The following is a 22928-nucleotide window of genomic DNA, read 5'->3' as shown; positions in this document are numbered from 1 at the left end:
CCGCCAGGCCCGTCAGCGCACCTCGCGGCCGCAGAGCTCGTCGAGGTCGGTGCCCATGAGCTCCGCGCTCTCGCGGTACATCGCGACCAGCCGCGAGCGCAGCTGCTCGTCGGGCAGCGCGTCGAGCCGCCACTCCAGCGCGTTGTCGCGCAGGTCAGCGAGCTTCACCGTGGTCGCGAGCGGCGAGGCGAGGATGCGCGCGATGTGCTCCGCCGGCGTCTCGCCGTAGCGCTTGGTCATCGCGTCGACCGCATCGATGACGCGCTTGGGGAACTTGGCGCTGGCGAACTCGCGCAGCGTGATCGTGCCCCACTCGAAGACGTCGTGCAGGATCGCGACGGCGCGCTCGTCATCGGTCTCCACCGCGAGCATCACCCGCACGGCGTGCGCGACGTAGGGCTCGCCCTGGCGGTCGACGCGGCCGTCATAGGCCTTCGTCGCAACCGTGATCGCGCGTTCCAGGTCAGCAGTCGCCATGACGCGAGCGTATCCGGTCGCTATCCTGAAGACATGTCACGCGTCGCAGATCCCGCCGAGCTCGCTCGGCTGCTCCGCGGCACCTGGGCGATCCGTGCGACGACGTTCCCGTACTGGACGAACGCGGCACGCAAGAATCCGCGCGTCACCTTCGAGCTCGTGCGCAACTCGCCGCTGCATCTGCGGGAGGTCTACGAGTACCACCGCCCCGACAAGGGCGACCGCGAGGTCATCGCCGAGGCCCTGTGGGCAGGCCGTCACTTCTCGTGGCGGATGCTGGGCCGCTCGCGCCTGCTGGCGAGCGCCTACGTCGTCTCCGATACCCCGGCCACCGCCGACATCCTCGCGATTCACTACGGCAAGTCGACGCTGCTGCGGCAGTCGGCGGTCACGATCCTCGCCCGTCCCCACCTCGAGCCGGATGAGGTGCGACGCGCTGTCGCGATCGACACGCACTCGTTCGAGCTGAGCGCCGACGAGTTCTGGCGGCTGCAGTGGCTGGTGCCCTATACCGCGTCGACGTCCGCCTCGAGCGACTCCCTGGCCTGACGCACGTCCTCGAGCAGCGCGCCGATCAGCACCCAGTGCTGCGGATGCGGCTCCGGCATCGGGATCGGCTTCGTGAGCATCTCGCCGTCGAGCCGCGGCATCGTGATCGTCCTGCCGTCGTCGTGGGCATGCAGGTCGACCAGCGCGCGCGTCTCGTGCGCGATCCTGCGTGCTTCCGAGGCGATGCGCAGCACCGTCGGGTCGTCGACGAGGGATGCGTCCAGTCGGTCGGCGATCGACCGTGACATGCCGATCACCCGATTGGCGAGCACGGTGAGCGTGAGCAGCAGCCTCTCGTCGCGCTCCAGCCTGGCCCGCAGGCGCTTGGTGCGGGGGTTCAGCTGCGTCGAATCCTCCAGCGCATCCATAGCGGCACGCGCCGCCTGCACGCGCCCGCGCAGCGCCCTGGCCTCCTCGAGCAGGTGCTCGCTCGCCGCGCCGGCCGTGAGCGAGCGATCGACCCGCGCGTAGGCATCCGCGATCGCGTGCGCGAGCTCGCGCATGGCGCGCTCCGCCGGCTCGTGGTGCACGGGCGGCACCACGAGCAGGTTGATGGCCAGGGCGATGACCGCGCCGATGATCGTCTCGACGATCCGCTCGGCGCCGAAGAGCGGCCCGCTGCCCGCCCCCAGCGCCAGCAGGATCATCGCGCTGATGGGCAGCTGGTTGGCTGCCATCGGTGCGAGCCGCAGCAGTCGCGCGAGGATCACGGCGACCACCGTGACCGCGAGCACCAGCAGCGGGCCGGTCGGCAGCACCAGGGTCGCGAGCCAGGCGAGCACCACCCCGCCGAGCACGCCGAACGAGCGCTCGATGCCCTTGCCGAGCGACTGATTGACGCTGGGGGCCACGACCAGCAGTGCCGCGATCGCGGCGAAGACGGGCACTTCGACGCCGAGCAGCAGCTGGCTCGCCAGCCAGGAGAGCGCGATCGCGATCACGACCTTCAGCACCTGCAGCCAGGAGCTCTGCTGCTCGGTCATGAGCCTGCCCAGCCATCGCATGATGCAACGATACGCGTGCCGCAGGCGCATCTCGGCCGGGGGGTGTTGGATGGTGCCCATGCTCGACAATGCCGCCGCCGTGCTCACGCGTCTCCTCGCAGAGAGCGGCCGCGAGCTCGTGGACTTCACGCAGAAGGATGTGGAGCCCGTCAACGAGGGCTTCATCATCGGCTACTCGTGCGGCGTCCGCACGCAGCAGGACACCATCGAGCGGGTGACGATCTACGTGAACACCTCGCCCACCGCGGTGACCGACGAGCACACGGTCGAGATGACCGACGCTGCCGGGGCGCGACTCACCGCCTGGGTGTACCCGCAGGACCCATCCCTGCCATCGCTGCCCGCGGTCTCCTACCCGGAGGCGGCCGGTGTGGTGCTGTCGAAGTTCGGCATCGCCGCCGACGGCGCGAGCCTGCGCATGGAGGCCTACCGCCCCGGCAAGCGGGCGGTGCTGCGCGTCGACACGGCCACCGACAGCTGGTTCGCGAAAGTCGTGCACCCCTCGCTCGCCAGCACCATCCACGATCTGCACGAGCGGTTCCTGCACGCGGGCGTGCCGGTGCCGCGATCCCTGGGGTTCTCGGATGCGGGGCTGGTGCTGCTGGGCGCGCTCCCTGGCGTGCCGGCGATCGATGTCTTCGACCGGATCGACCGCCATCGCTTCGCGCGCGGCCTCGACGAGCTCACGCAGCACATCGCCACGGTGCCCGTGACGATCGGCGCCCGCGAGTCCCTGGCGCGGCGCGTCGACTGGTACGCGGAGCGCATGGAGGAGACCGCCCCGGTCTTCGCCGGTCAGACCGCCAGGCTCGCGCGCGTCGTGCGCGAGCGCTACGCGGCCACCGCCGTGCCGCGGCCGGTCACCATCCACGGCGACCTGCACCTCGGTCAGATCTTCGTCGACGAGCAGGACCCGTCGACGATCACCGGCATCCTCGACATCGATACCGCCGGCCTCGGTGATCCTGCCGACGATCGCGGCGCGCTCTACGGGCACGTGGTCGTGTCGTCGATCGAACGAGCGCCATCGGTCGAAGCGGGACGCGCGCTGGCATCCTTCGCCGACGAGCTGCAGGCGGGATGGCAGGGCGATCAGCGAGTGTGCGCGATCGCGGCCACCCACCTGCTCGGGCACGCGCTCGCCAACGCCGGGCGCAGCGACGACCGCGGCGCCTCCGCCGCCCAGCGGCTGCTGGAGCGCGCCGAGGCCCTGCTCGCCTGACGGTCCATCGCGGAGCCGCACGCAGTTGCCGCCCGGCGCGCTACGTGCCGAGCAGCGCCCGCACCCGCGGGACGACCTCCGTGCCGAAGAGCTCGATCGTGCGCAGGTTCTCCTCGTGCGAGGTGCCGCCGTCGTACTTCAGGTCGAAGCGCTCCACCCCGAGTGTTTCGACCGCCCAGGCGATCTTCTGCGCGACCGTCTCCGGGCTGCCGGCGAAGAGGGCGCCGTGCTCGGCCAGCTGCGCGTCGAACTCGCGCTCGGTGGCCTCGCCCCAGCCGCGCTCCCGCCCGAGGCGGTTGCGGAAGACCAGCCACTTCGGCAGCAGGATGCGCCTCGCCTCCTCGTCGGTCTCGGCGACGAGCCCGGGGGAGTGCATGCCGACGCGGCCGAGCGGCGTGCCGTTATCGGTCACGTGCCCGAACTGCTCCATCGCCCTGCGGTAGAGGCCGGCGAAGGGCGCGAACTGCGCGGGAGAGCCGCCGATGATCGCGAGCATCATGTCGAAGCCGTGCTTCGCCGCGCGGATGACGGACTCGGGGGAGCCGCCGACGCCCACCCACACCGGGATCCGCCCGCCGTGCTCGGCGGCGTGCGAGGGCGGGAAGATCTGCTGCTGCGCCAGCGGCGCGCGCAGCCGACCGGACCACGTCACCGGCGTCTCGCGCACCACGGCGGCCAGCAGCTCCAGCCGCTCCTCGAACAGCTCCTGGTAGTCCTCGAGCCGGTAGCCGAACAGCGGGAACGACTCCACGAACGAGCCGCGGCCCACGATCATCTCGGCGCGACCGCCGGAGATGCCGTCGATGGTCGAGAACTGCTCGAAGACGCGCACAGGATCGTTCGAGGAGAGCACCGTCACCGCGGTGCCGAGCCGGATGCGCTCGGTCACCGTGGCGATCGCCGCGAGCAGGATCTCCGGCGCGCTGGCCGCGAAGTCCTCCCGGTGATGCTCGCCGATGCCGAAGAAGCGCAGACCAGCGCGGTCGGCGGCGATGCCCTCCGCCACGACGTCGCGCAGCACCTGCGCGTGGCTGACGGGGCTGCCATCGGTATGCGGGATGGCGGCGAAGGTGTGGGCGCCGAACTCGATGCTCATGCTGTGTCCTCTCCACCCAGACCAACGCCCGGCCACGCGCCGCATTCCAGCCGCCGGGAGCGCGAAGCAGGGCCCGGGTCGCCCCGGGCCCTGCTTCGCGTCGATCGTCGCTAGTGGTCGTGCTTCGCGGCCTCGAGCTCGCCGCGCGTGACCGGCGCGATGCGGTCCTCGAAGAACCAGCGGGTGAGCGCCGCGCGCATGTGCGTGCCGGCGGTGATCTTGCCGTCGGCGTTCGGTCGCACCATCACCGGCTCGTAGCTCTCGAAGGCCTTGAGCTTCCACGACTGGTACTCGTCGAGCGGCTCGTGCACCTCGATGTACGCACCACCGGGGAGGCGGCGGATGTTGCCGGTCTCGTAGCCGTGCAGCAGGATCTCGCGATCCTTCTTCTGCAGGCCGATCGCGATGCGCTTCGCCAGGAAGTAGACGATCACGGTGCCGACGATGAGCATCGCCTGCAGCGCCCAGGTCACCTGGAACACGTTGAGGTTGAAGTGCGTCGCGATGAGGTCGGACGAGGCCGCGGCCCACAGGATCGCGTAGAACCAGACGCCGGCGGAGCCGATCGCGGTGCGCGTCGGGTTGTTGCGGGGACGCTCGGCGATGTGGTGCTCGCGCTTGTCGCCCGTGATCCACGCCTCGATGAAGGGATAGAACATCACGAGCACGATAAAGGCGCCGAGCACCGCCATGGGCAGCAGGATGTTCCACGACAGGGTCAGGCCGAAGATCTCGGACTCCAGACCCGGCGCAAGTCTGAGCGCGCCGTCGGCGAAGCCGATGTACCAGTCCGGCTGGGTGCCGGCGGAGACCGGCGATGGATCATAGGGCCCGAAGTCCCACAGCGGCAGGATCGTGAAGGTCGACGCCATCGCCACCAGGATGCCGAAGACGATGAAGAAGAACGAGCCGGCCTTGGCCGCGAACAGCGGCATGATCGGCGCGCCGACGACGTTGTCGTTGGTCTTGCCGGGGCCCGCGAACTGCGTGTGCTTGTTCACGATCAGCAGCACCATGTGGATGCCGATGAAGGCGATCACCAGCGCCGGCAGCAGCATGATGTGCAGCACGAACAGGCGCGGCACGATCTCGTGGCCCGGGAAGATGCCGCCGAACAGCAGGTACGAGATCCAGGTGCCGATGATCGGGATGCCCTTGACCATGCCGTTGATGATGGCGAGGCCGTTGCCCGAGAGCAGGTCGTCGGGGAGCGAGTAGCCGGTGAAGCCCTCGGCCATCGCGAGGATGAAGAGCACGAAGCCGATCACCCAGTTGATCTCGCGCGGCTTGCGGAAGGCGCCGGTGAAGAACACGCGCAGCATGTGCAGGCCGATCGCGGCGATGAACAGCAGCGCGGCCCAGTGGTGCAGCTGCCGCATGAGCAGCCCGCCGCGGATGTCGAAGGAGAGGTCGAGCGCGGATGCGTACGCCGCCGACATCTCGAGGCCCTTGAGCGGCACGTAGGAGCCGTGGTACTCCACGGCCGTCATCGACGGCTCGAAGAAGAACGTCAGGAACGTGCCGGAGAGCAGGATCGCGACGAAGGAGTAGAGGATGACCTCGCCGAGCATGAACGACCAGTGGTCGGGGAAGACCTTGCGGCCGAGCGCGGCGACCATGGTCGACATGCTGGTGCGCTCGTCGAGGTAGTTCGATGCCTTCGCGGTCAGCGAGGGACGCGTGGCGGTGGAGGTCATGCGCGGGTCTCCGTCTCAGCAGCCGACGCCTGCACGTGCTCGGGGTCGACGTGGTTCAGTCGCTCGAAGAAGGATGCACCGATCGGCTCGGTGAAGTCGCGCTGCGCGACGAGGTAGCCCTCGTCGTCCACCGCGATCGGCAGCTGCGGCAGCGGGCGCTTCGCAGGACCGAAGATCACCTTGGCGTGCTCGGTGACGTCGAAGGTCGACTGGTGGCACGGGCACAGCAGGTGATGCGTCTGCTGCTCGTAGAGCGCCACCGGGCAGCCGACGTGCGTGCAGATCTTGGAGTACGCGACGATGCCGTCGTACGACCAGCCCTCACGGCCCGGTGCCTCGTTCAGGCGCTCGGTGGGCACGCGCACGAGCAGCACGGAGGCAAGCGCCTTCTGGTCGAGGTAGCCCTCGTTGTGGCCGATCTCGGCGAGCGGCTCCGGGATCACGTGGAAGGCAGAGCCGATCGTCACGTCCGCGGCCTTGATCGGTGCGCCGGAGGGGTCGAGCGCGAGCCGCATGCCCGGCTCCCACATCGTGTTCGAGATGGCCTCGACGGCGTCCTCCGCCGGGGCGAGGTCGCGGAACAGCACGACGGCGGGCAGCGGCAGGATCGCCACGGCACCGATGAGGGTGTTGCGGATGAGCGAGCGGCGCGTGAAGCCGGACTCCTCGTCGCCGAGCTGGAAGATCTCGACGGCGCGCTCACGGGTGGGCGCCGAGCCGCGCGAGAGGTGGCGATCCTCGACGACCTCGTGGCTGCTCATGAGCTGGCGGGCCCAGTGCATGCCGCCGAAGCCGATGCCGAGCAGCGCGAGCGCGATGCTGAGTCCGAGGAAGAGGTTGTTCGCGCGCACGCTCGCCAGGTCGCCGATCTCGATCGGCACGGCGATGTACGCGACGATCGCGAGCACCGAGCCGAGCATCGAGAGCAGGAACCAGCCGACCACCTGGCGCTCAGCGCGGCGCTCCTTGTGGGGGTGCAGGTCCGTCTGGCGCGGGCGGTGCGGGGGCAGTCCCGGGTTGACGAATGCGTCCGACTGCTCGACAGCGGCGCCTCGGTCGTAGGCCACGACCTCGTGCTGGTCCGGAGCCGACCGGTCTTCAGCCGACATGCTGTTCCTCTCTGTGTCCTGCGCCATGGATCAGTTGGGTCTCGAGGTCAGCCAGACCGTGATCGCGACGATGCCGCCGAGACCGAAGATCCAGAGGAACAGGCCCTCGGAGACGGGGCCGAGACTGCCGAGGTCGAAGCCGCCGACCGATGGGTTGTCGTCCAGGTAGTGCAGGTACGCGATGATCTGGCGCTTCTCCTCGGGGGAGATGTTGTTGTCGTTGAAGACAGGCATGTTCTGCGGGCCGGTCAGCATCGCCTCGTAGATGTGCGCCGCGTCGATGTCCTGCAGATTCGGCGCGAACTTGCCCTCTGTCAGGGCTCCGCCGGCACCGGCCACGTTGTGGCACATGGCGCAGTTGATGCGGAACAGCACGCCGCCCTCGGCGAGCTCCTCGTCGGAGACCAGCGACGTGTCGAGTAGCTCGTCGGAGGGTCGCTCGGGGCCGGGTGCCAGTGAGGCGATCCAGTCGCCCATGGCGTCGGACTGCTCCTGCGTGAACTGCGGGTCGCGCTGCAGCGCCTGCGGGCCGGAGAACGCCATCGGCATGCGGCCCGTCATGACCTGGAAGTTGACGGATGCGGCGCCGACGCCGATGAGGCTCGTACCCTTGTCCGTGCCCTCGGCGTTCAGGCCGTGGCACGACGCGCAGTTCGCGCGGAACAGTTCAGCGCCGTCCTGAGCGGAGAGGGACTGCGCGTTCGCGGAGGCGCCGGTGGTCTCCGCGTTCGCGACTGTGCTCACGGCAGCGGATGCTCCACCCGCCGCGACGAGCCCGATGAGCAGCATCGCTGCGCTTGCCAGCGGATGCCGGCGGCCGGTCTTCTTGCGTGTTGCCAACGTTATTCACCCAACCGTTACTTGAGCCAGTAGATGACGAGGTACAGGCCGATCCAGACCACGTCGACGAAGTGCCAGTAGTACGAGATCACGTGCGCGCTGGTCGCCTCCTTGCGACCGAAGCGCTTCACGGCATAGGCGCGTCCGATGACGAACAGGAACGCGAACAGGCCGCCGGAGACGTGCAGGCCGTGGAAGCCGGTGGTGAGGTAGAAGGCCGAGCCGTAGGAGTTCGACGACAGGGTGACGCCGTCGCTGATGAGCTCGAAGTACTCGAAGACCTGCAGCACCACGAAGATGGCGCCCATCGCGTAGGTCAGGTAGAACCACTCGATCATGCCCCACTTGGAGAACTCGAACGCCCCGCCGGTCTTGCGCGCCTGGTGGTGCTCCGCAGCGTTCGCGCCTGCCTGGCAGGTGAAGCTCGAGGCCAGCAGGATCATCGTGTTGATGGTCGCGAAGATGACGTTCAGCTTCTCGGCCTCGGTGGCGAACAGATCGCCAGACATCGAGCGGAGCGTGAAGTAGATCGCGAACAGGCCGGCGAAGAACATGACCTCGCTGCCGAGCCAGACGATCGTGCCGACCGCAACGGTGTTCGGCCGCCTGATCATCGGCGCCGAGGCTGGCGACGTGGGGAGCGCAGTAGTGGACACGGGATCCATCCTAGTGACAGATCGGAGCCGGTCTGGGCCCCGGGGGCCAGCGTGCCGCAAAAAGATAGGATGCAACCATGGATCGTCTCTTGACCTGGCCAGTCGTGCTCGAGACGCTGCTGGACGGCGACGATCTCGCCATCCGCCAGGCTGAGTGGGCGATGGCTGCAGTGGTCGCCGGCGAGGCCACCGACGCGCAGATCGCGGGCCTCCTGATCGCGCTGCGCGCGAAGGGCGTGGTGGCCGAGGAGCTGGTCGGATTCCGCGACGCCATCCTCGCCGCGGCGGTGCCGCTGCCGGGGGAGACGCGCGTGGTCGACATCGTCGGCACCGGCGGCGATCGGCAGCACACCGTCAACATCTCGACCACCGCCAGCATCGTCGTCGCCGCGAGCGGCGTGCCGGTGCTGAAGCACGGCAACCGCGCGGTGTCCTCCTCATCCGGCGCCTCGGACGTGCTCGACGCGCTCGGGCTGGTGCCGGTGGACGAGGATCCCGCCCGAGTGCGACAGATCCTCGAGCAGGCAGGCATCTCGTTCGCCTGGGCGACGCGCTTCCACCCCGGCTTCCGGCACGCTGGCCCGGTGCGGCAGCAGCTGGGCGTGCCGACCGTCTTCAACTACCTCGGCCCGCTCGTCAACCCCGCGCGGCCGGAGGTGTCGCTCGTCGGCGTCGCCGACAAGCACGTGATCGAGCAGTTCGTCGGCGTGTTCGCCACGCGAGGCGCGACCGCGCTCGTGGTGCGCGGCGAGGACGGACTCGACGAGCTCACCACCACCGGGCACTCGGAGCTGTGGGAGGTGGCGCGCGGCGACGTGGTCGAGCACGACATCGATCCCCGCGAGCTGGGCATCCCACGCGCATCGCTCGACGACCTGCGCGGCGGATCGCCGGAGGACAATGCCGAGGTGGTGCGCCGCACGCTCGCGGGAGAGGCGGGCGCCGTGCGCGACATCGTGGTGCTGAACGCTGCCGCCGCGCTGGTGGCGTGGCGCCTCGATCGCGACCCGAGGCAGAAGGACCGCCCGATGAAGGAGCGGATCGCCGAGGAGCTCCTCGTCGCCGAGGCGGCGATCGACTCGGGCGCCGCCATGCGGACGCTCGAGGCGTGGCGCAGGGCCGCGAGCCCGAACCCCGCGTGAGCGTCCTCGAGCAGCCCCGCGCCCAGCGGCAGACGAGCTGGTGCCGCGACGAGATCTGGCACGACTGGCCGCTGCGCTGGGCCGACCGGGCATCGCGGTCGCTGCTGCTCATCGCGCTCGCACTCGGAGGCCTGCTGACCGCCTACGGCCTGACGCTGCTGCTGCACCGCCCGCCGGCGCTCGCGCCCGCGGTCACCATGCACGTCATCGGCCTGGTGCTGCTGCTCTTCGCGGCGCTCGTCGCGCCCGCCTCACGGGGCTACCGCGTCGCGGCGCTGTACTGCCTCGTGCTCTACGGGGCCGCGAGCGCCGTGATCGTGCTCATGGAGTCGACGACGCTGCTGGGTCCGACCACCTACGGGGCGCTGGATGCTGCGCAGTTCGTCGCCGGCGCCGCGCTGATCATCGCCTGGATGCTGGTGCGCATGCGGCATCCGCTCACGATCATCATCGTGGCGCTCGGCTACGCCGCTGCCGCGGCCGCCTTCTATGCGCGTGCGATGCCGGCGGTCCGCGCGAGGGTCGCGGGCAACGCCTGGGAGGAGGCCGCCACCGCGGCCGACGAGCTGGTCACCCGCGGCGTGATGCTGCTGCTCCTGCTGGGGCTCGTGCTGCTCGGCTGGTGGCTCGACGGCTGGATGCGCGCCCTGCTGCCGGTCGCGGACGTGGCGGAGCCGCATGCCTCGGGTCGAGCCTCGCGCACCGGGGAGCTGCACCGACGGCGATTCGCGGTGGTCGCGATGCTCATCGGCTTCGACATCATCGCGATCGCGATCGCGATCTCGGCGAAGCAGCCCACCGCGCGCGGCCGCCTCGCAGCCGAGGACGACTGGTGGGCGTCGATCGTGCTCGCCGTGTCGACCGCCCGGTTCGTGATGGTCATCGTCGTCGTCGCGGCCGCCGCGGTCTGGGTCAGCGACCCGACCCAGCGGGCGGTGTGACCGGCGCATGACGAAGGGGGCGACCGCAGCCGCCCCCTCGTCGCTCAGCCGTCAGTCGACGTCTTCGTCGACCCAGTCCAGCGTCTTCTGCACTGCCTTCTTCCAGTTGCGGTAGGTGCGGTCACGCGCCTCCTGCTCCATCTGCGGCTCCCAGCGGCTGTCCTCCTGCCAGTTGTTGCGCAGCTCGTCGAGCGAGCTCCAGAAGCCGACCGCGAGGCCAGCGGCGTACGCCGCGCCGAGCGCCGTCGTCTCCGCGACCACGGGACGGATGACCGGCACCCGCAGCACGTCGGCCTGGAACTGCATCAGCGTGTCGTTGGCGATCATGCCGCCGTCGACCTTCAGCTCCGTCAGGTCGACGCCCGAGTCGGCGTTGACGGCGTCGACGACCTCGGCGGTCTGGAACGCCGTCGCCTCGAGCGCTGCCCGCGCGATGTGTCCCTTGTTGACGAACCGCGTCATGCCCACGAGGGCGCCACGCGCATCAGGCCGCCAGTACGGCGCGAAGAGGCCCGAGAAGGCCGGCACGAAGTACGCGCCGCCGTTGTCGTCCACCGTCTTGGCGAGGTCCTCCACCGCCGGGGCGTCCTTGATGAGGCCCAGGTTGTCGCGCAGCCACTGGATGAGCGAGCCCGTCACGGCGATCGATCCCTCGAGCGCGTAGTGCGTGGGCTCGTCGCCGATCTTGTAGCCGACCGTCGTGAGCAGCCCGTTCTTCGAGTGCACGATCTCCGTGCCCGTGTTGAAGATCAGGAAGTTGCCCGTGCCGTAGGTGTTCTTCGCCTCGCCCTTGTCGAAGGCGGCCTGGCCGAAGGTGGCGGCCTGCTGGTCGCCGAGGATGCCCGTGATGGGCGTCTCGCGCAGCAGCGAGTCGGTGGACGCGACGCCGAACTCACCCGAGGACGCCTTGATCTCCGGCAGCATCGACTTCGGCACGCCGAAGTCCTCCAGGATCGAGTCGTTCCAGGTGGTCGTCTCCAGGTCCATGAACAGCGTGCGCGACGCATTCGTGACGTCGGTCGCGTGCACGCCGCCGTTCACGCCGCCGGTCAGGTTCCACAGCACCCAGGTGTCGGTGGTGCCGAAGAGCAGATCGCCGGCCTCCGCGGCCTCGCGGGCGCCGTCGACGTTCTCGAGGATCCAGACGATCTTGGTGCCGGAGAAGTACGTGGCCAGCGGCAGGCCGACCTGCCGCTTATAGCGGTCGGTGTCGCCGTCGGCCAGCCGGTCGACGATCTTCTGGGTGCGGGTGTCCTGCCACACGATGGCGTTGTAGACCGGCTCACCCGTGTTCTTGTTCCAGACCACGGCGGTCTCGCGCTGGTTCGTGATGCCGACGGCCTTCACGTTGTGGCGCGTGACATTGGCCTTCGAGAGGGCCTGGCCGATGACCTCGCGGGTGTTGTTCCAGATCTCCTTGGGGTCGTGCTCGACCCATCCGGCCTTCGGGAAGATCTGCTCGTGCTCGAGCTGGCCGCTCGAGACGATGCTGCCGGAATGGTCGAAGAGGATGGCGCGAGTCGAGGTCGTGCCCTGGTCGATGGCGATGACGTAGTCGTTCACCGGAACTCCTTCGTTGGGTGATGGATGTGCTGTGCGGTGTGTGCGCGGAACAGGAAGAGGAGGGGATCCGGGGACCCCCTCCTCTCGACGGTCAGGCGGCGGCGAGCGTCGCGATCAGCACCGGAGCCGTCAGGCCGGCGATCACGCCGCCGATGATCGGTCCAGCGACCGGGACCCAGGCGTAGCTCCAGTCGCTCGAGCCCTTGCCCTGGATGGGAAGGATCGCGTGCGCGATGCGAGGGCCGAGGTCGCGCGCCGGGTTGATCGCGTAGCCCGTCGGGCCACCGAGCGAGGCGCCGATGCCGACGACCAGCAGGGCCACCGGCAGGGCGCCGAGCGCTGCGAGGCCAGCGGGCACGCCCTCGTCGACGCCGCCCTGGGCGCCGAAGCCGATGACGACGAACACCAGCACGAAGGTGCCGATGATCTCGGTGACGAGGTTCCAGCCGTAGTGGCGGATGCCGGGGCCGGTCGAGAAGGTTCCGAGCTTCGCTGCCGGGTCCTCCTCGATGTCGAAGTGCTGCTTGTAGGCCAGCCAGCAGAGCACGGCACCGATGAAGGCACCGATCAGTTGACCGCCGATGTAGGCGGGCAGCGCTGCCCAGTTGTAGTCGCCGCCGGTCGAGAGCGTGTTGGCCATCAGGCCGAAGGTCACGGCCGGGTTGATGTGCGCGCCGGAGTAGATGGCGACGACGACGCCGGAGAAGACGGCGAGGCCCCATCCGAAGTTGATCATCAGGAAGCCGCCACCGAAGCCCTTGTTGCCCTTCAGCACGACGTTGGCGACCACGCCGCAGCCGAGGAGCACGAGCATCGCGGTGCCGACCAGCTCGGAGAGGAATACCAGACCGATGTTCAGATCCACAGGTCCCTGCTTTCTCGTTCCCGGGCCGCATCGCCCGGACCACCCACTCGGGCGATAGCCACACAGTAACCCCGGATCGGGGCGCGGTGTGGAACCGCAATGAGGATTCTGGCAACTCGGATCGAGTTTCCACCGGCCGGGGCGTAGCGTGGGCTCAAGTCGGGCCAGCGGCGCTGGCGCACCGACGATGGATCCCACGAGCGAGAGGCCCACCGTGAAGAAGCTCATCAATGACCCTGCGAAGACCGTCGACGAGGGCGTCGCCGGATTCGCAGCCGCCCACCCCGATCTCGTGCGCGTGGTCGTCGACCCGCCGTTCGTGGTCGTGCGCGCGGATGCGCCGATCCCGGGCAAGGTCGGTCTGGTCTCGGGCGGCGGCTCCGGGCACGAGCCGCTGCATGCGGGATTCGTCGGCTACGGCATGCTCGACGCGGCCGTGCCGGGCGCGATGTTCACCTCGCCCACGCCCGATCCGATCCTGGAGGCGACGAAGCAGGTCGATGCGGGCGCCGGCGTGCTGCACATCGTGAAGAACTACACCGGCGACGTGCTGAACTTCGAGACCGCCGCTGACCTCGCGCTCGCCGAGGGCATCGAGGTGCAGTCCGTCATCGTCGACGACGACGTCGCGGTGAAGGACTCGCTCTACACCGCGGGTCGTCGCGGCGTCGCCGGCACGCTGCTGGTGGAGAAGCTCGCTGGCGCCGCGGCCGAGCGCGGCGACAGCCTCGACCAGGTGGCGCAGATCGCGCGCCGCGTGAACAGCCAGGTGCGGTCGATGGGCCTCGCGCTCGCGCCCTGCACGGTGCCGCATGCGGGGGAGCCGAGCTTCGAGCTGGCGGACGACGAGGTCGAGATCGGCATCGGCATCCACGGCGAGCCGGGCCGAGAGCGCATCGCGCTGGAATCGGCCGACCGGCTGGTCGACCGGCTGATGGAGCCGATCCTCGAGGATCTGCCGTTCGCCACCGACGACCGCGTCGTGCTGCTCGTCAACGGCATGGGCGGCACGCCGCAGTCGGAGCTCTACATCGTCTTCCGTCGCGCGGCCGAGATGCTGGCCGAGCGCGGCATCACGCTCGCTCGCTCGCTGGTGGGCTCCTACGTGACCAGCCTGGAGATGCAGGGCGTGTCGATCACGCTGCTCAAGGTCGACGACGAGCTGCTCGACCTCTACGACGCCCCGGTGCAGACCGCGGCGCTGCGGTGGGGACGTTGAGCGGCCTCGACGGCGCCTGGACGCGACGTTGGATCGAGGCGATCGCGGCGCAGGTCGCCACGCGCAAGAGCGAGCTGACCGCACTCGATCGGGCCATCGGTGACGGCGATCACGGAGAGAACCTCGATCGCGGCTTCCAGGCGGTGCTCGGCAAGCTCGACGGCTTGGACGCCGACGCGACGCCGGGCGCAGTGCTGAAGCTCGTGGCGACGACCCTGATCTCCACGGTGGGAGGTGCGGCCGGGCCGCTGTATGGCACCGCCTTCCTGAAGGGTGCGATGGCCGCCGGCGATCGCGAGCAGCTGGACGCAGCCGCACTGGTCGAGGTGCTCGGCGCGGCGCGCGACGGCATCGTCGCCCGCGGCAAGGCAGAGCCGAACGACAAGACGATGGTGGATGCGTGGAGCCCGGCGGTCGAGGCCGCCGCGGGCGCGGGCGACGACGTGCGCGCGGTGCTGGATGCCGCGGCCGCGGCCGCCGAGCGCGGCGCAGTCGCGACCGAGCCGCTGGTGGCGCACAAGGGGCGCGCCTCCTACCTGGGGGAGCGAGCCGTCGGCCACCGCGACCCAGGCGCAGAGTCGTCGGCGCTCGTGCTGCGCGCTGCGGCGGACACGCCATGACGGTCGGTCTCGTGATCGTCTCGCACTCGGCGAAGATCGCCGAGGGAGTCGTGGAGCTCGCCGCGCAGATGGCGCCGTCGGTCGCGATCGTGGCCGCCGGCGGCACCGATGACGGCGGGATCGGCACGAGCTTCGACAAGGTGCAGGCCGCGTTCGCGACCGCCGACAGCGGTTCGGGCATCGTGGTGCTGTGCGATCTGGGCTCGGCAGTGCTGACCACCGAGACCGCGCTCGACTTCGCGGAGGATGCCGAGCGGATCAGGATCGCGGACGCGCCGATCGTCGAGGGTGCGGTCGCGGCGGCCGTCGCCGCCGAATCCGGAGCCGGTCTGGACGAGGTGCTCGCGGCTGCGGAGGATCAGGCGCCGTCGGCTGCCGCGCAAGGCGCGGACGCAGCCGACGGCGACGCGTCGACGGAGTCCACGGCCGCCGCCGACGACGGCTCGGTGCTGGACATCGAGCTGCAGAACGAGCACGGGCTGCACGCGCGGCCCGCGGCCGAACTCGTGCGCACGGCGAGCGCCTACGACGCGCGGGTGACCGTCAATGGCGTGGACGCGAAGAGCATGCTCCGGGTGCTCGCGCTGGGCCTCGGCAAGGGCGACACCGTGCGATTCGAGGCCACCGGCGCGCAGGCCGGGGAGGCGCTTGCCGCGATCGAAGCACTCGCCGCGGACGGCTTCGGCGAGTAGCGCGCGGGCTCGTGGGCGCCGTCGTCAGCGCTCGACGACGTGCGCCGCGAATTCGTCCGAGGCTGCGCGCGCGACGACGAACGAGCAGCTCGGCTTGATGCGCATGCCGTCGGCGATCGTCGCGCGCAGCGCCTCGTCGACGAGGGTGGATCCGACGCCGCGGCCGCCGAAGGCGGGGTCGACCTCGGTGTGCACGAAGGACCGGATGCCATCGCGGTCGCGGTAGTCGGCCAGGCCCGCTCGCTCGCCTTCGATGTGCGCCTCGAAGCGGTTGGCCTCGCTGTTGTCGACGATCTCGATCTGCTGCTGCTCACTGGTCATGGGCACGACGGTAGCGCCCTAGGCTGATCCGGTGGCACAGACGGGAACCTCGCGGCTGGCGGGGACCTCGCGGCTGGCGACGGTGCTGCTCGTGGGCCTGACGATCGTGTGGGGCTCGACGTTCTTCCTGATCAAGGATCTCGTCGAGCACGTGCCATCGCTCGACTTCCTCGGCGTGCGCTTCCTGCTGGCCGCGGTGATCATGACGGCAATCGCCTGGCGTCACATCGTGCGGCTGGGGCGGCCGCTGCTGCTGCGATCCGCCGTGCTCGGCGTGCTCTACACGGCTGCGCAGATCCTGCAGACGGTCGGGCTCGAGACCACCGCAGCCTCGGTGAGCGGCTTCCTCACCGGTGTCTACGTCGTGCTCACGCCGCTGATCGCCGCGCTCGCCTTCCGGCAGCGCATCGGGCGCAGCACCTGGATCGCGGTCGCGGTGGCCGCCGCGGGCCTCGTGGTGCTGACGCTCACCGGCATCTCGTTCGGGCTGGGCGAGGCGCTCACGCTCGGTGGCGCGCTCGCGTACGCGCTCCAGATCATCGCCACCGCTCGCTGGGCCAAGGTCGAGCACGCGCTCGGCATCTCGATCGTGCAGCTGTGGGTGATCGGCATCATCTGCATCGCCGGTGGCGCTCCGGATGGGATCACGCTGCCCGCCACCGGCGACCAGTGGGCCTCGATGCTGTACATGGTGGTGTTCGCCTCGATCGCGGCGATGTGGGTGCAGACCTGGGCGCAGGCGCAGATCAGCGCCACGCGCGCCGCCGTCATCATGACCGCGGAGCCGGTCTGGGCGACCGCGTACGCCGTGGCGTTCGGCGGCGAGGGGCTGACATGGCGGCTGGTCGTCGGCGGCGGCATGATCCTCGGCGCGATGTATGCGGTCGAGCTGCTCGCCGCGCGCCGGCCCGCGCGGCGCGATGAGCCGCCGACGGGCGCGATCGACGCGCCGGTGCGCATGGCGGGGGAATGACCGGGAGCGGTGCGCGTGCTGCGAGCAGTCGTGCGGCATGCTTGACCCATGCAGCTTGACCCGCGACGCATCCTGATCTTCCGCACGGTCGCGCGCGAGGGCTCCGTCTCCGGCGGCGCTCGGGCGCTCGGCTGGACGCAGCCGGCCGTGAGCCAGCACATCCGCCTGCTGGAGGACGAGGTCGGCCAGGCGCTGCTGCTGCGATCCTCGACCGGCGTGACGCTCACCGAGGCGGGCGAGCGGCTGCTGCGGCACGCCGACGGTGTCGCGGCGCTGCTGGGCTCCGCCGAGGCAGAGCTCGCGTCGCTCGCGGAGGGGGCCGGCAGCGTGACCATCGCCGCGTTCCCGTCGGCGCTGGCCGACTTCGTGCCGCGCGCCATCGCCGCCGCGCGCCTCGCCGTGCCCAAGCTGCGCGCTCGCGTCATCGAGTTCGAGCCCCCGGAGGCCATCGAGGCGGTGCTCGCCGGGGATGCCGACATCGCGGTGGTGTTCGAGTACGACGAGTTCCACGACGACGTGCAGCTCACCCGGGTCGAGCTCGGCGTCGACCCCTCGCGGCTCGTGCTGCCCACCGATCACGCGCTCGCCTCCGGCGAACCGGTCGCGCTCGAGCGGCTCGCCGCCGACGACTGGGTGGGCGGCTGCCCGCGCTGCCGCGCCCATCTCGAGACCCTCGCCGCCACCGCCGGCTTCATGCCCACGATCCAGTTCGAGACCGACGACTTCGTCGCCGCGCAGTCGTTCGTCGCAGCGACCGGCTCGGTCACGCTGCTGCCGGAGATGGCGCTGCGCGTGCTGACGCGCGACGACGTGGTGGTCGCGCCGCTCGCGCACGCCTCGGGGCGCACCGTGTCGCTGCGCTACCGGCACGGGGCCGAGCGCGTGCCGGCGGTCAGCACGGTGCTCGACGCGATGCGGTCACTCTGGAACGAGACGGCCGACTGACGTCGCGCCGGCGGGCGCCAGGCCGTCCGCGGCGAGCGCGCCCAGCGCGATGCGCGAGAGCACGGCCGCGTGGGCCTCGCAGGAATCGATCAGCGGCACTGTTGCATCCGAGGCATCCACCAGCAGCATGATCTCGGTGCACGCGAGCACGATCGCCTCGGCGCCGTCGGCGACGAGCGCGGCGAAGGCGTCGCGGTAGGCGGCGCGCGCGGCATCCGTCACCACGCCCTGCGTCAGTTCATCGAAGATGACGCGATCCAGCACTGCCTGCGCATCCTCGTGCGGCACGACGGTGCTGATGCCGTGCTTGGCGAGCCGCTCTGCATAGAAGCGCTCGGCCATCACCCATCGCGAGCCCACGATGCCGAGCGTGTCAGCGCCGACCGCTGCCGCGGCATCGGCCACGGCGTCGCCGATGTGCACGAGCGGCACGCCGACGCTCGCTTCGACGGCGGGGGCGACCTTGTGCATGAGGTTCGTGGCGATCGCGATCGAGGTGGCGCCGGCGCGCTCGAGCGCCGCGGCCTCGCGGGCGAGGATGGCACCGGCGCCCTGCCAGTCCTCGCGCAGCTGGCAGTCGCGGATCTCGGCGAAGTCGAGGCTCGACAGCAGGATCCGCGCCGAGGCGTGCCCGCCGCGGTCGGACGCGACGCGCTCATTGATCGCGCGGTAGTACTCGATGGTGGAGTGCCAGCTCATGCCGCCGAGGATGCCGATGGGACCGGGAACGTGGTGCATGATCCGATCTCACCAGAGCCTAGGGTAGAAGTCCAGCCTGTGTCCCTGATGATTGCTATTCGGTGCGGTAATACCCAGAGGTGGTGCGAGCCGGCGTCGAGGCGCTCGGGGGAGACGGGAGCGGGTCCGCGAGCTCCAGCCGCCGCTGCAGGCTCATCGCGAGCAGCATCTGCGCGCCGAGATACGGCACCAGCACTGCGAAGGTGCGCAGCGGGTCGGGGATCTCCAGCACGAACAGGCCCAGGCCCAGCACCAGGACGGTGAGCATCGACAGCAGCCCGCCGAGCAGGCCGAGCGCGTCGATCGCGGCGAGCGATGCCATCGCCGCGAGTACGACCGCGAACACGAGCACCGGGATCGCGAGCGGCCCGGCGCTCACGGCGATGATGCCGCCCGCCAGCAGCGCGACGAACGCGTAGCCGCCGAACGCGGGGCTCCAGGCGAGCGACCGCTTGCGGGTGGGCCAGAGCGAGACGATGAAGGCGAGATGGCCGAGCAGGAACGCTCCCAGCAGCACGGCGGTGATGCCGCTCGTCGCACCAACGCCGTCACCGAGCCAGTACAGGGCCACCGCGAGCACATGCCAACGCCCCACCGCGTGCCGCAGGGCACCGATCCGGACCAGCGCCAGCGCCAGCGGGGGCATCAGCATCCACATCAGCACCGTTCGCACCACGTTGAGCGCGCCGGCGTCGCCCACGCCCAGCCCGATCAGCACGGCTGCGAGCAGATTGAGCACGAGGGTGGCTGCGGCGACGCCGAACCCGATGCGCAGGGCGCGGGGCTGCGTCGTCGCGGGCATGCAGCCATCGTTCCACGGGTCGACGCGGATGCGGGCAACCCGGCGAATGTCGGGCGTGCCTGTGGGAGGTCGGTGGCAGAGTGGGCGCGTGCACGACAACCCCTTCAGGCCCGGATTCGGCATCTCGCCGCCCATGCTGGCGGGGCGCGACGCGCTGCTCGACCAGTGGCGGGAGGTCTTCGACCTCGGTGCGTGGTCGCCGTTCCGGGCAGTGCTGGTGACCGGCATGCGCGGCGTCGGCAAGACCGTGCTGCTCAATGCCGTGGAGGACGCCGCGGTCGAGCACGATTGGACCGTGGTGCAGGGCACCCTGCACGCGGGACTCATCGACGGGCTCGAGCGCGATCGCCTGCCCGCCATGCTCGCCGAGCAGGACGCCGACGCGGTGCAGCGCGACCTCACGGGCGTGACGGTCGCGCAGGTCGGCGGGCTGCAGACGACCGTGCGGGCGAGGTACGAGCGCGAGCCGCGGCTCGAGAGCATGCTCGGTCGGCTCGTCGAGCTCGCAGAGGCACGCGGCACCGGCGTGCTGGTGTCGCTCGACGAGGTGGCGAAGGAGTCGCTCGAGCAGCTGCGACGCATCGCGATCGCGGTGCAGCACCTGCAGCGCCAGGATCGCCGGATCGCGATCGTCGCGGCCGGGGTGCCGGCGTCGATCGCCGCGGCGCTCGACGCCGACGGCCTGACCTTCTTCCGCCGCGCCCAGCAGCTGCGCCTCGACACGCTGACGCTCGCCGAGACCTGCGCGGCCCTCGCCGAGCCGATCCGCAGCCGCGGCCGCGCGATCGGCGACGAGGCGCTCGAGCGCGCCGCGCGAGCGAGCGAGGGCTATCCCTACCTGGTGCAGTCGATCGGCGCACGCGCGTGGGAGTACACGCCCAGCACGCGCGAGATCACGACGGATGCGGTGCAGCACGCCGTCGAGGTCGCGCACGCGGCGATGGGGGAGAGCGTCATCGTCCCGGCGCTGCGAGGCCTCTCGAGCAGGGATCGTGACTACCTGCTGGCGATGGCCGAGGACGACGGCGCGGCATCCACCGCCGCCGTCGCCGCACGCATGGGTGCCACCCCTGGCAATGCCGCTCGCCAGCGAGCGCGCCTGCTCGACGGCGGCATCATCGTGGCACCCGAGCGAGGGCAGGTTGACTTCGCGATCCCGCGCATGCGGGAGCACCTGCGCGCGCATCCGCACGATGCACAGCTGGGACTGCCGACGCGGGCGCGCGAGACCTTCCGCGACTGAGCCGCGCCCGGATGCGCGCAGCTGCCGCTCGCGCCGGGCCGCAGCGCTTCCGCAGGCGCCGACGCGTTCGCTATCGTTGACCGGTCAGGCGTCGTTCGACGCCGGTCTCGACAAATGGGACCACGCGCACACGCGCGCGACACACATGGACCCCATCGACGAGGTTCCGTGCCGTGTCGCAGCAGCCCTGCGCCGCCGAGCCTCCCTCTCTTCCCGGAGTGCCCCATGTCTGACGCTTCCCCCTCGCGCGCGGCGATGCCCGACGCCGCGCTGCTCGATCCCGTCATGTCCGATGCGGCGCTGCCCGACGCGCCCGCGCCGGACGCCGCCCTGCCCGACGCGCCGCTGACCGTCTCGGCCGCCATCGCGGCGGAACTCGAGCGGCACGCGAGCGACGTCTTCTCGCTCATGGGCAACGGCAACGCCTGGTTCCTCGACGCCGTCGTGCGGCGCGGCGCCATGCGGCTGACCTCCGTGCGGCACGAGACCGCCACGGTCGCTGCCGCGGACGCGTTCTTCCGCGCGACCGGCCGCCTCGCGATCGCCTCCACCACGTACGGCCCCGGCTACACCAACGCGCTCACGTCGCTCGCCGAGGCTGCGCAGGCGCGCATCCCGCTCGTGCTCGTCGTCGGCGATCAGCCGACCGCGGGCGCGCGCCCGTGGGACATCGATCAGGCGGCGGTCGCGACCGCGGTCGGTGCGACCACGATCGTGGTCGGGCGTGACGACGCCCGCGCCGCGGCCCGTCGCGCCGTCGAGATCGCGACGACGGATCGCCGGCCCGTCGTGCTGGCGATCCCGTACGACATCGGCCACGCCACGCTGGAGGGCGACGGTGAGCGCGACGCGGGCCTGCCCGTGCCGACCACGACGGCCGCGCGCCTCGACAAGGCCCAGCTGGTGAGCCTTGCCCAGACGCTGCGCCGGGCCGAGCGCCCGCTGCTGATCGCCGGCCGCGGCGCGCACCTGGCGGGCGCGGCGACGGCGCTGCGTGCGCTCGCCGAGCGACTGGGCGCACGCACCGCGTCGAGCGCGCTCGGCAGCGGCATCTTCGCGCCCGACGCACGCCACCTCGGCATCACCGGCGGCTTCGCCTCCGAGCGTGCGGCCGCCGCGATCGAGCGCGCGGATGTCGTGCTGGTCGTCGGAGCGAGCCTCAACCAGTTCCAGACCCGGTTCGGCGATGCCTTCGATCACGCAGCGCGCGTGATCCAGGTCGATCTCGAACCGGCCGCGACGAACCCGCGCGTCGACGAGCTCGTGCGCGGCGATGCACGGTTCGTGGCCGAGGCGCTGCTGTCGGCGGTCGGCGACGGCGCGGGCGATCGGGCCGATGCGGCTGGAGCCGACGCGGCCCGCGCTGACGCGGCTCGGGCCGATGCGGCCCGCGCCGACGCGGCCTGGGCCGAGGCGGGCTACGGCGACGTGACCGGCATCCACTTCGAGCGCGAGCCCGGCGACCGGGCAGCCGTCGACGGCAGGCTCGACCCCCGCAGCCTCTTCCACGCGCTCGAGCGCATCCTGCCCGCCGACCGCCTGATCGTGCAGGACGGCGGCCACTTCATCGGCTGGGGGCCAACCCACCTGTCGGTCGCGGACCCGTCGCGCCTGCTGATGGTCGGCACCGCGTTCCAGACCATCGGCCTCGGGCTGCCGAGCGCCGTGGGCGCCGGCGTCGCGATGCCGGACACGACCCTCGTGCTCGTCTCCGGCGATGGCGGAGCGCTCATGGGCCTCGCCGACCTGGACACCGTGCTGCGCACCGTGCGCCGCGGCGTCGTCGTGCTCGTCAATGATGCGGCCTACGGCGCCGAGGTGCACCAGTACGCGGTGCGCGGTGTCGCCGAGGAGCCGATGCTCATCGAGCAGATCGACTTCGCGGCGATCGCGCGCGGCATGGGGGCATCCGCTGCCGTCATCGAGTCGCTCGACGATCTGCAGCAGCTCGAGACCTGGCTCGCATCGGGCGCCGACGGCGTCTTCGTCGCCGACTGCCGCGTCAGCCAGCAGGTCGTCGCGCCCTACATGGTCGAGATCCGCGAGGCCGCGATGCGGGCGGCCGCCGCCCGCTGACCGCCCGCCCGCCCGCCCGCCGCCCGCCGCCCCGCGCGCCACGCCCGCCCCGCCCCACCCCGCCGCGCCCCGCGACGAGCGACGCGTGTCAGGTTGTTGCACCGCCGCGCCGCAGAAACAGCAACAAGCTGACACGCG

23 protein-coding genes are annotated in these 22928 nt (G+C 70.9%); 11 read left to right on the top strand and 12 right to left on the bottom strand.

Features of this window, described 5'->3' with window-relative positions; translation table 11 throughout:
- Positions 1-12: 12 nt before the first annotated feature.
- Positions 13-477 carry a phosphohydrolase gene (locus tag ABG090_RS07155; protein WP_347753732.1) on the bottom strand — a complete coding sequence of 155 codons (465 nt, stop codon included), beginning with the start codon at positions 475-477 and terminating at the stop codon, positions 13-15.
- 33 nt (positions 478-510) lie between these two features.
- On the opposite strand from ABG090_RS07155, the gene ABG090_RS07150 reads away from it, so the two are divergent.
- Positions 511-1026 carry a hypothetical protein gene (locus tag ABG090_RS07150; protein WP_347753731.1) on the top strand — a complete coding sequence of 172 codons (516 nt, stop codon included), beginning with the start codon at positions 511-513 and terminating at the stop codon, positions 1024-1026.
- Here the strand turns inward: ABG090_RS07150 and ABG090_RS07145 are convergent.
- Entirely contained in the window at positions 984-2030 is a 1047-nt protein-coding gene (locus ABG090_RS07145; protein WP_347753729.1) for an FUSC family protein, read from the bottom strand. The two genes, ABG090_RS07150 and ABG090_RS07145, sit on opposite strands and share 43 nt — an antisense overlap.
- A 58-nt stretch (positions 2031-2088) precedes the next feature.
- Here ABG090_RS07145 and ABG090_RS07140 point away from each other — a divergent pair, with 58 nt between their 5' ends.
- On the top strand, positions 2089-3252 hold the full coding sequence (locus ABG090_RS07140) for a phosphotransferase (RefSeq protein WP_347753728.1): 1164 nt from the start codon (positions 2089-2091) through the stop codon (positions 3250-3252).
- 40 nt (positions 3253-3292) lie between these two features.
- Here ABG090_RS07140 and ABG090_RS07135 read toward each other — a convergent pair whose 3' ends face one another.
- From ABG090_RS07135 to ABG090_RS07115, 5 genes are all read right to left on the bottom strand, one after another.
- The gene (locus tag ABG090_RS07135) at positions 3293-4348 is read right to left on the bottom strand and encodes an LLM class flavin-dependent oxidoreductase (protein WP_347753727.1); all 1056 of its coding nucleotides are present in this window, start codon (positions 4346-4348) and stop codon (positions 3293-3295) included.
- 110 nt (positions 4349-4458) lie between these two features.
- On the bottom strand, positions 4459-6045 hold the full coding sequence (locus ABG090_RS07130) for a ubiquinol-cytochrome c reductase cytochrome b subunit (RefSeq protein WP_347753726.1): 1587 nt from the start codon (positions 6043-6045) through the stop codon (positions 4459-4461).
- Positions 6042-7154, bottom strand: coding sequence for a Rieske 2Fe-2S domain-containing protein (locus ABG090_RS07125; protein ID WP_347753725.1), 1113 nt, complete (start codon positions 7152-7154; stop codon positions 6042-6044). Before ABG090_RS07125 ends, ABG090_RS07130 begins: the two co-directional genes overlap by 4 nt.
- Before the next feature lie 30 nt (positions 7155-7184).
- Positions 7185-7943 carry a c-type cytochrome gene (locus ABG090_RS07120; RefSeq protein WP_347757547.1) on the bottom strand — a complete coding sequence of 253 codons (759 nt, stop codon included), beginning with the start codon at positions 7941-7943 and terminating at the stop codon, positions 7185-7187.
- Between the two features lie 68 nt (positions 7944-8011).
- Positions 8012-8659 (bottom strand): heme-copper oxidase subunit III, encoded by a 648-nt coding sequence (locus ABG090_RS07115; RefSeq protein WP_347753724.1) that lies wholly within the window; start codon positions 8657-8659, stop codon positions 8012-8014.
- Between the two features lie 68 nt (positions 8660-8727).
- On the opposite strand from ABG090_RS07115, the gene trpD reads away from it, so the two are divergent.
- Together trpD and ABG090_RS07105 are read left to right on the top strand one after the other, a co-directional pair.
- Positions 8728-9792: an anthranilate phosphoribosyltransferase gene (gene trpD, locus ABG090_RS07110; protein WP_347753722.1), complete on the top strand. Its 1065-nt coding sequence runs from the start codon at positions 8728-8730 to the stop codon at positions 9790-9792.
- A complete protein-coding gene (locus tag ABG090_RS07105; protein ID WP_347753720.1) occupies positions 9789-10733 on the top strand; it encodes a hypothetical protein in 945 nt (314 codons plus the stop codon). The genes trpD and ABG090_RS07105 overlap by 4 nt, the downstream gene beginning before the upstream one ends.
- 51 nt (positions 10734-10784) lie before the next feature.
- Here ABG090_RS07105 and glpK read toward each other — a convergent pair whose 3' ends face one another.
- Both glpK and ABG090_RS07095 read right to left on the bottom strand, forming a co-directional pair.
- Positions 10785-12296 carry a glycerol kinase GlpK gene (gene glpK, locus ABG090_RS07100; RefSeq protein WP_347753719.1) on the bottom strand — a complete coding sequence of 504 codons (1512 nt, stop codon included), beginning with the start codon at positions 12294-12296 and terminating at the stop codon, positions 10785-10787.
- 91 nt (positions 12297-12387) lie between these two features.
- Complete coding sequence (locus ABG090_RS07095) at positions 12388-13155, bottom strand: MIP/aquaporin family protein (RefSeq protein ID WP_347757545.1); 768 nt, start codon at positions 13153-13155, stop codon at positions 12388-12390.
- 220 nt (positions 13156-13375) lie between these two features.
- Between ABG090_RS07095 and dhaK the strand changes: the two genes are divergently transcribed.
- Genes dhaK through dhaM form a run of 3 tightly spaced genes read left to right on the top strand, consistent with a single transcriptional unit; the run spans position 13376 to position 15692 of the window.
- Entirely contained in the window at positions 13376-14380 is a 1005-nt protein-coding gene (gene dhaK, locus ABG090_RS07090) for a dihydroxyacetone kinase subunit DhaK (protein ID WP_347753718.1), read from the top strand.
- A complete protein-coding gene (dhaL, locus tag ABG090_RS07085) occupies positions 14377-15000 on the top strand; it encodes a dihydroxyacetone kinase subunit DhaL (RefSeq protein WP_347753716.1) in 624 nt (207 codons plus the stop codon). The genes dhaK and dhaL overlap by 4 nt, the downstream gene beginning before the upstream one ends.
- Positions 14997-15692, top strand: a complete 696-nt coding sequence (gene dhaM, locus ABG090_RS07080) for a dihydroxyacetone kinase phosphoryl donor subunit DhaM (protein ID WP_347753715.1) — start codon at positions 14997-14999, stop codon at positions 15690-15692. The genes dhaL and dhaM overlap by 4 nt, the downstream gene beginning before the upstream one ends.
- 24 nt (positions 15693-15716) lie before the next feature.
- On the opposite strand, the gene ABG090_RS07075 is transcribed toward dhaM, so the two are convergent.
- A complete protein-coding gene (locus ABG090_RS07075) occupies positions 15717-16013 on the bottom strand; it encodes a GNAT family N-acetyltransferase (protein ID WP_347753713.1) in 297 nt (98 codons plus the stop codon).
- A gap of 31 nt (positions 16014-16044) precedes the next feature.
- Between ABG090_RS07075 and ABG090_RS07070 the strand changes: the two genes are divergently transcribed.
- Together ABG090_RS07070 and ABG090_RS07065 are read left to right on the top strand one after the other, a co-directional pair.
- Entirely contained in the window at positions 16045-16986 is a 942-nt protein-coding gene (locus ABG090_RS07070) for a DMT family transporter (RefSeq protein WP_347753711.1), read from the top strand.
- Positions 16987-17034: 48 nt separating this feature from the next.
- Positions 17035-17931, top strand: a complete 897-nt coding sequence (locus ABG090_RS07065; RefSeq protein ID WP_347753709.1) for a LysR substrate-binding domain-containing protein — start codon at positions 17035-17037, stop codon at positions 17929-17931.
- Here the strand turns inward: ABG090_RS07065 and ABG090_RS07060 are convergent.
- Positions 17905-18669, bottom strand: coding sequence for an amino acid racemase (locus tag ABG090_RS07060; RefSeq protein ID WP_347753707.1), 765 nt, complete (start codon positions 18667-18669; stop codon positions 17905-17907). The two genes, ABG090_RS07065 and ABG090_RS07060, sit on opposite strands and share 27 nt — an antisense overlap.
- A 55-nt stretch (positions 18670-18724) precedes the next feature.
- Positions 18725-19471: a lysoplasmalogenase family protein gene (locus ABG090_RS07055; protein ID WP_347753706.1), complete on the bottom strand. Its 747-nt coding sequence runs from the start codon at positions 19469-19471 to the stop codon at positions 18725-18727.
- Between the two features lie 88 nt (positions 19472-19559).
- Between ABG090_RS07055 and ABG090_RS07050 the strand changes: the two genes are divergently transcribed.
- Together ABG090_RS07050 and ABG090_RS07045 are read left to right on the top strand one after the other, a co-directional pair.
- Positions 19560-20714 (top strand): ATP-binding protein, encoded by a 1155-nt coding sequence (locus ABG090_RS07050; protein WP_347753705.1) that lies wholly within the window; start codon positions 19560-19562, stop codon positions 20712-20714.
- Positions 20715-20939: 225 nt separating this feature from the next.
- The gene (locus ABG090_RS07045; RefSeq protein WP_347753704.1) at positions 20940-22790 is read left to right on the top strand and encodes a thiamine pyrophosphate-binding protein; all 1851 of its coding nucleotides are present in this window, start codon (positions 20940-20942) and stop codon (positions 22788-22790) included.
- Positions 22791-22928 lie beyond the last annotated feature (138 nt).

It is taken from the genome of Agrococcus sp. ProA11, assembly GCF_039880525.1.
GTDB lineage: Bacteria > Actinomycetota > Actinomycetes > Actinomycetales > Microbacteriaceae > Agrococcus > Agrococcus chionoecetis.
This window is presented reverse-complemented; position numbering and strand designations above follow the sequence as displayed.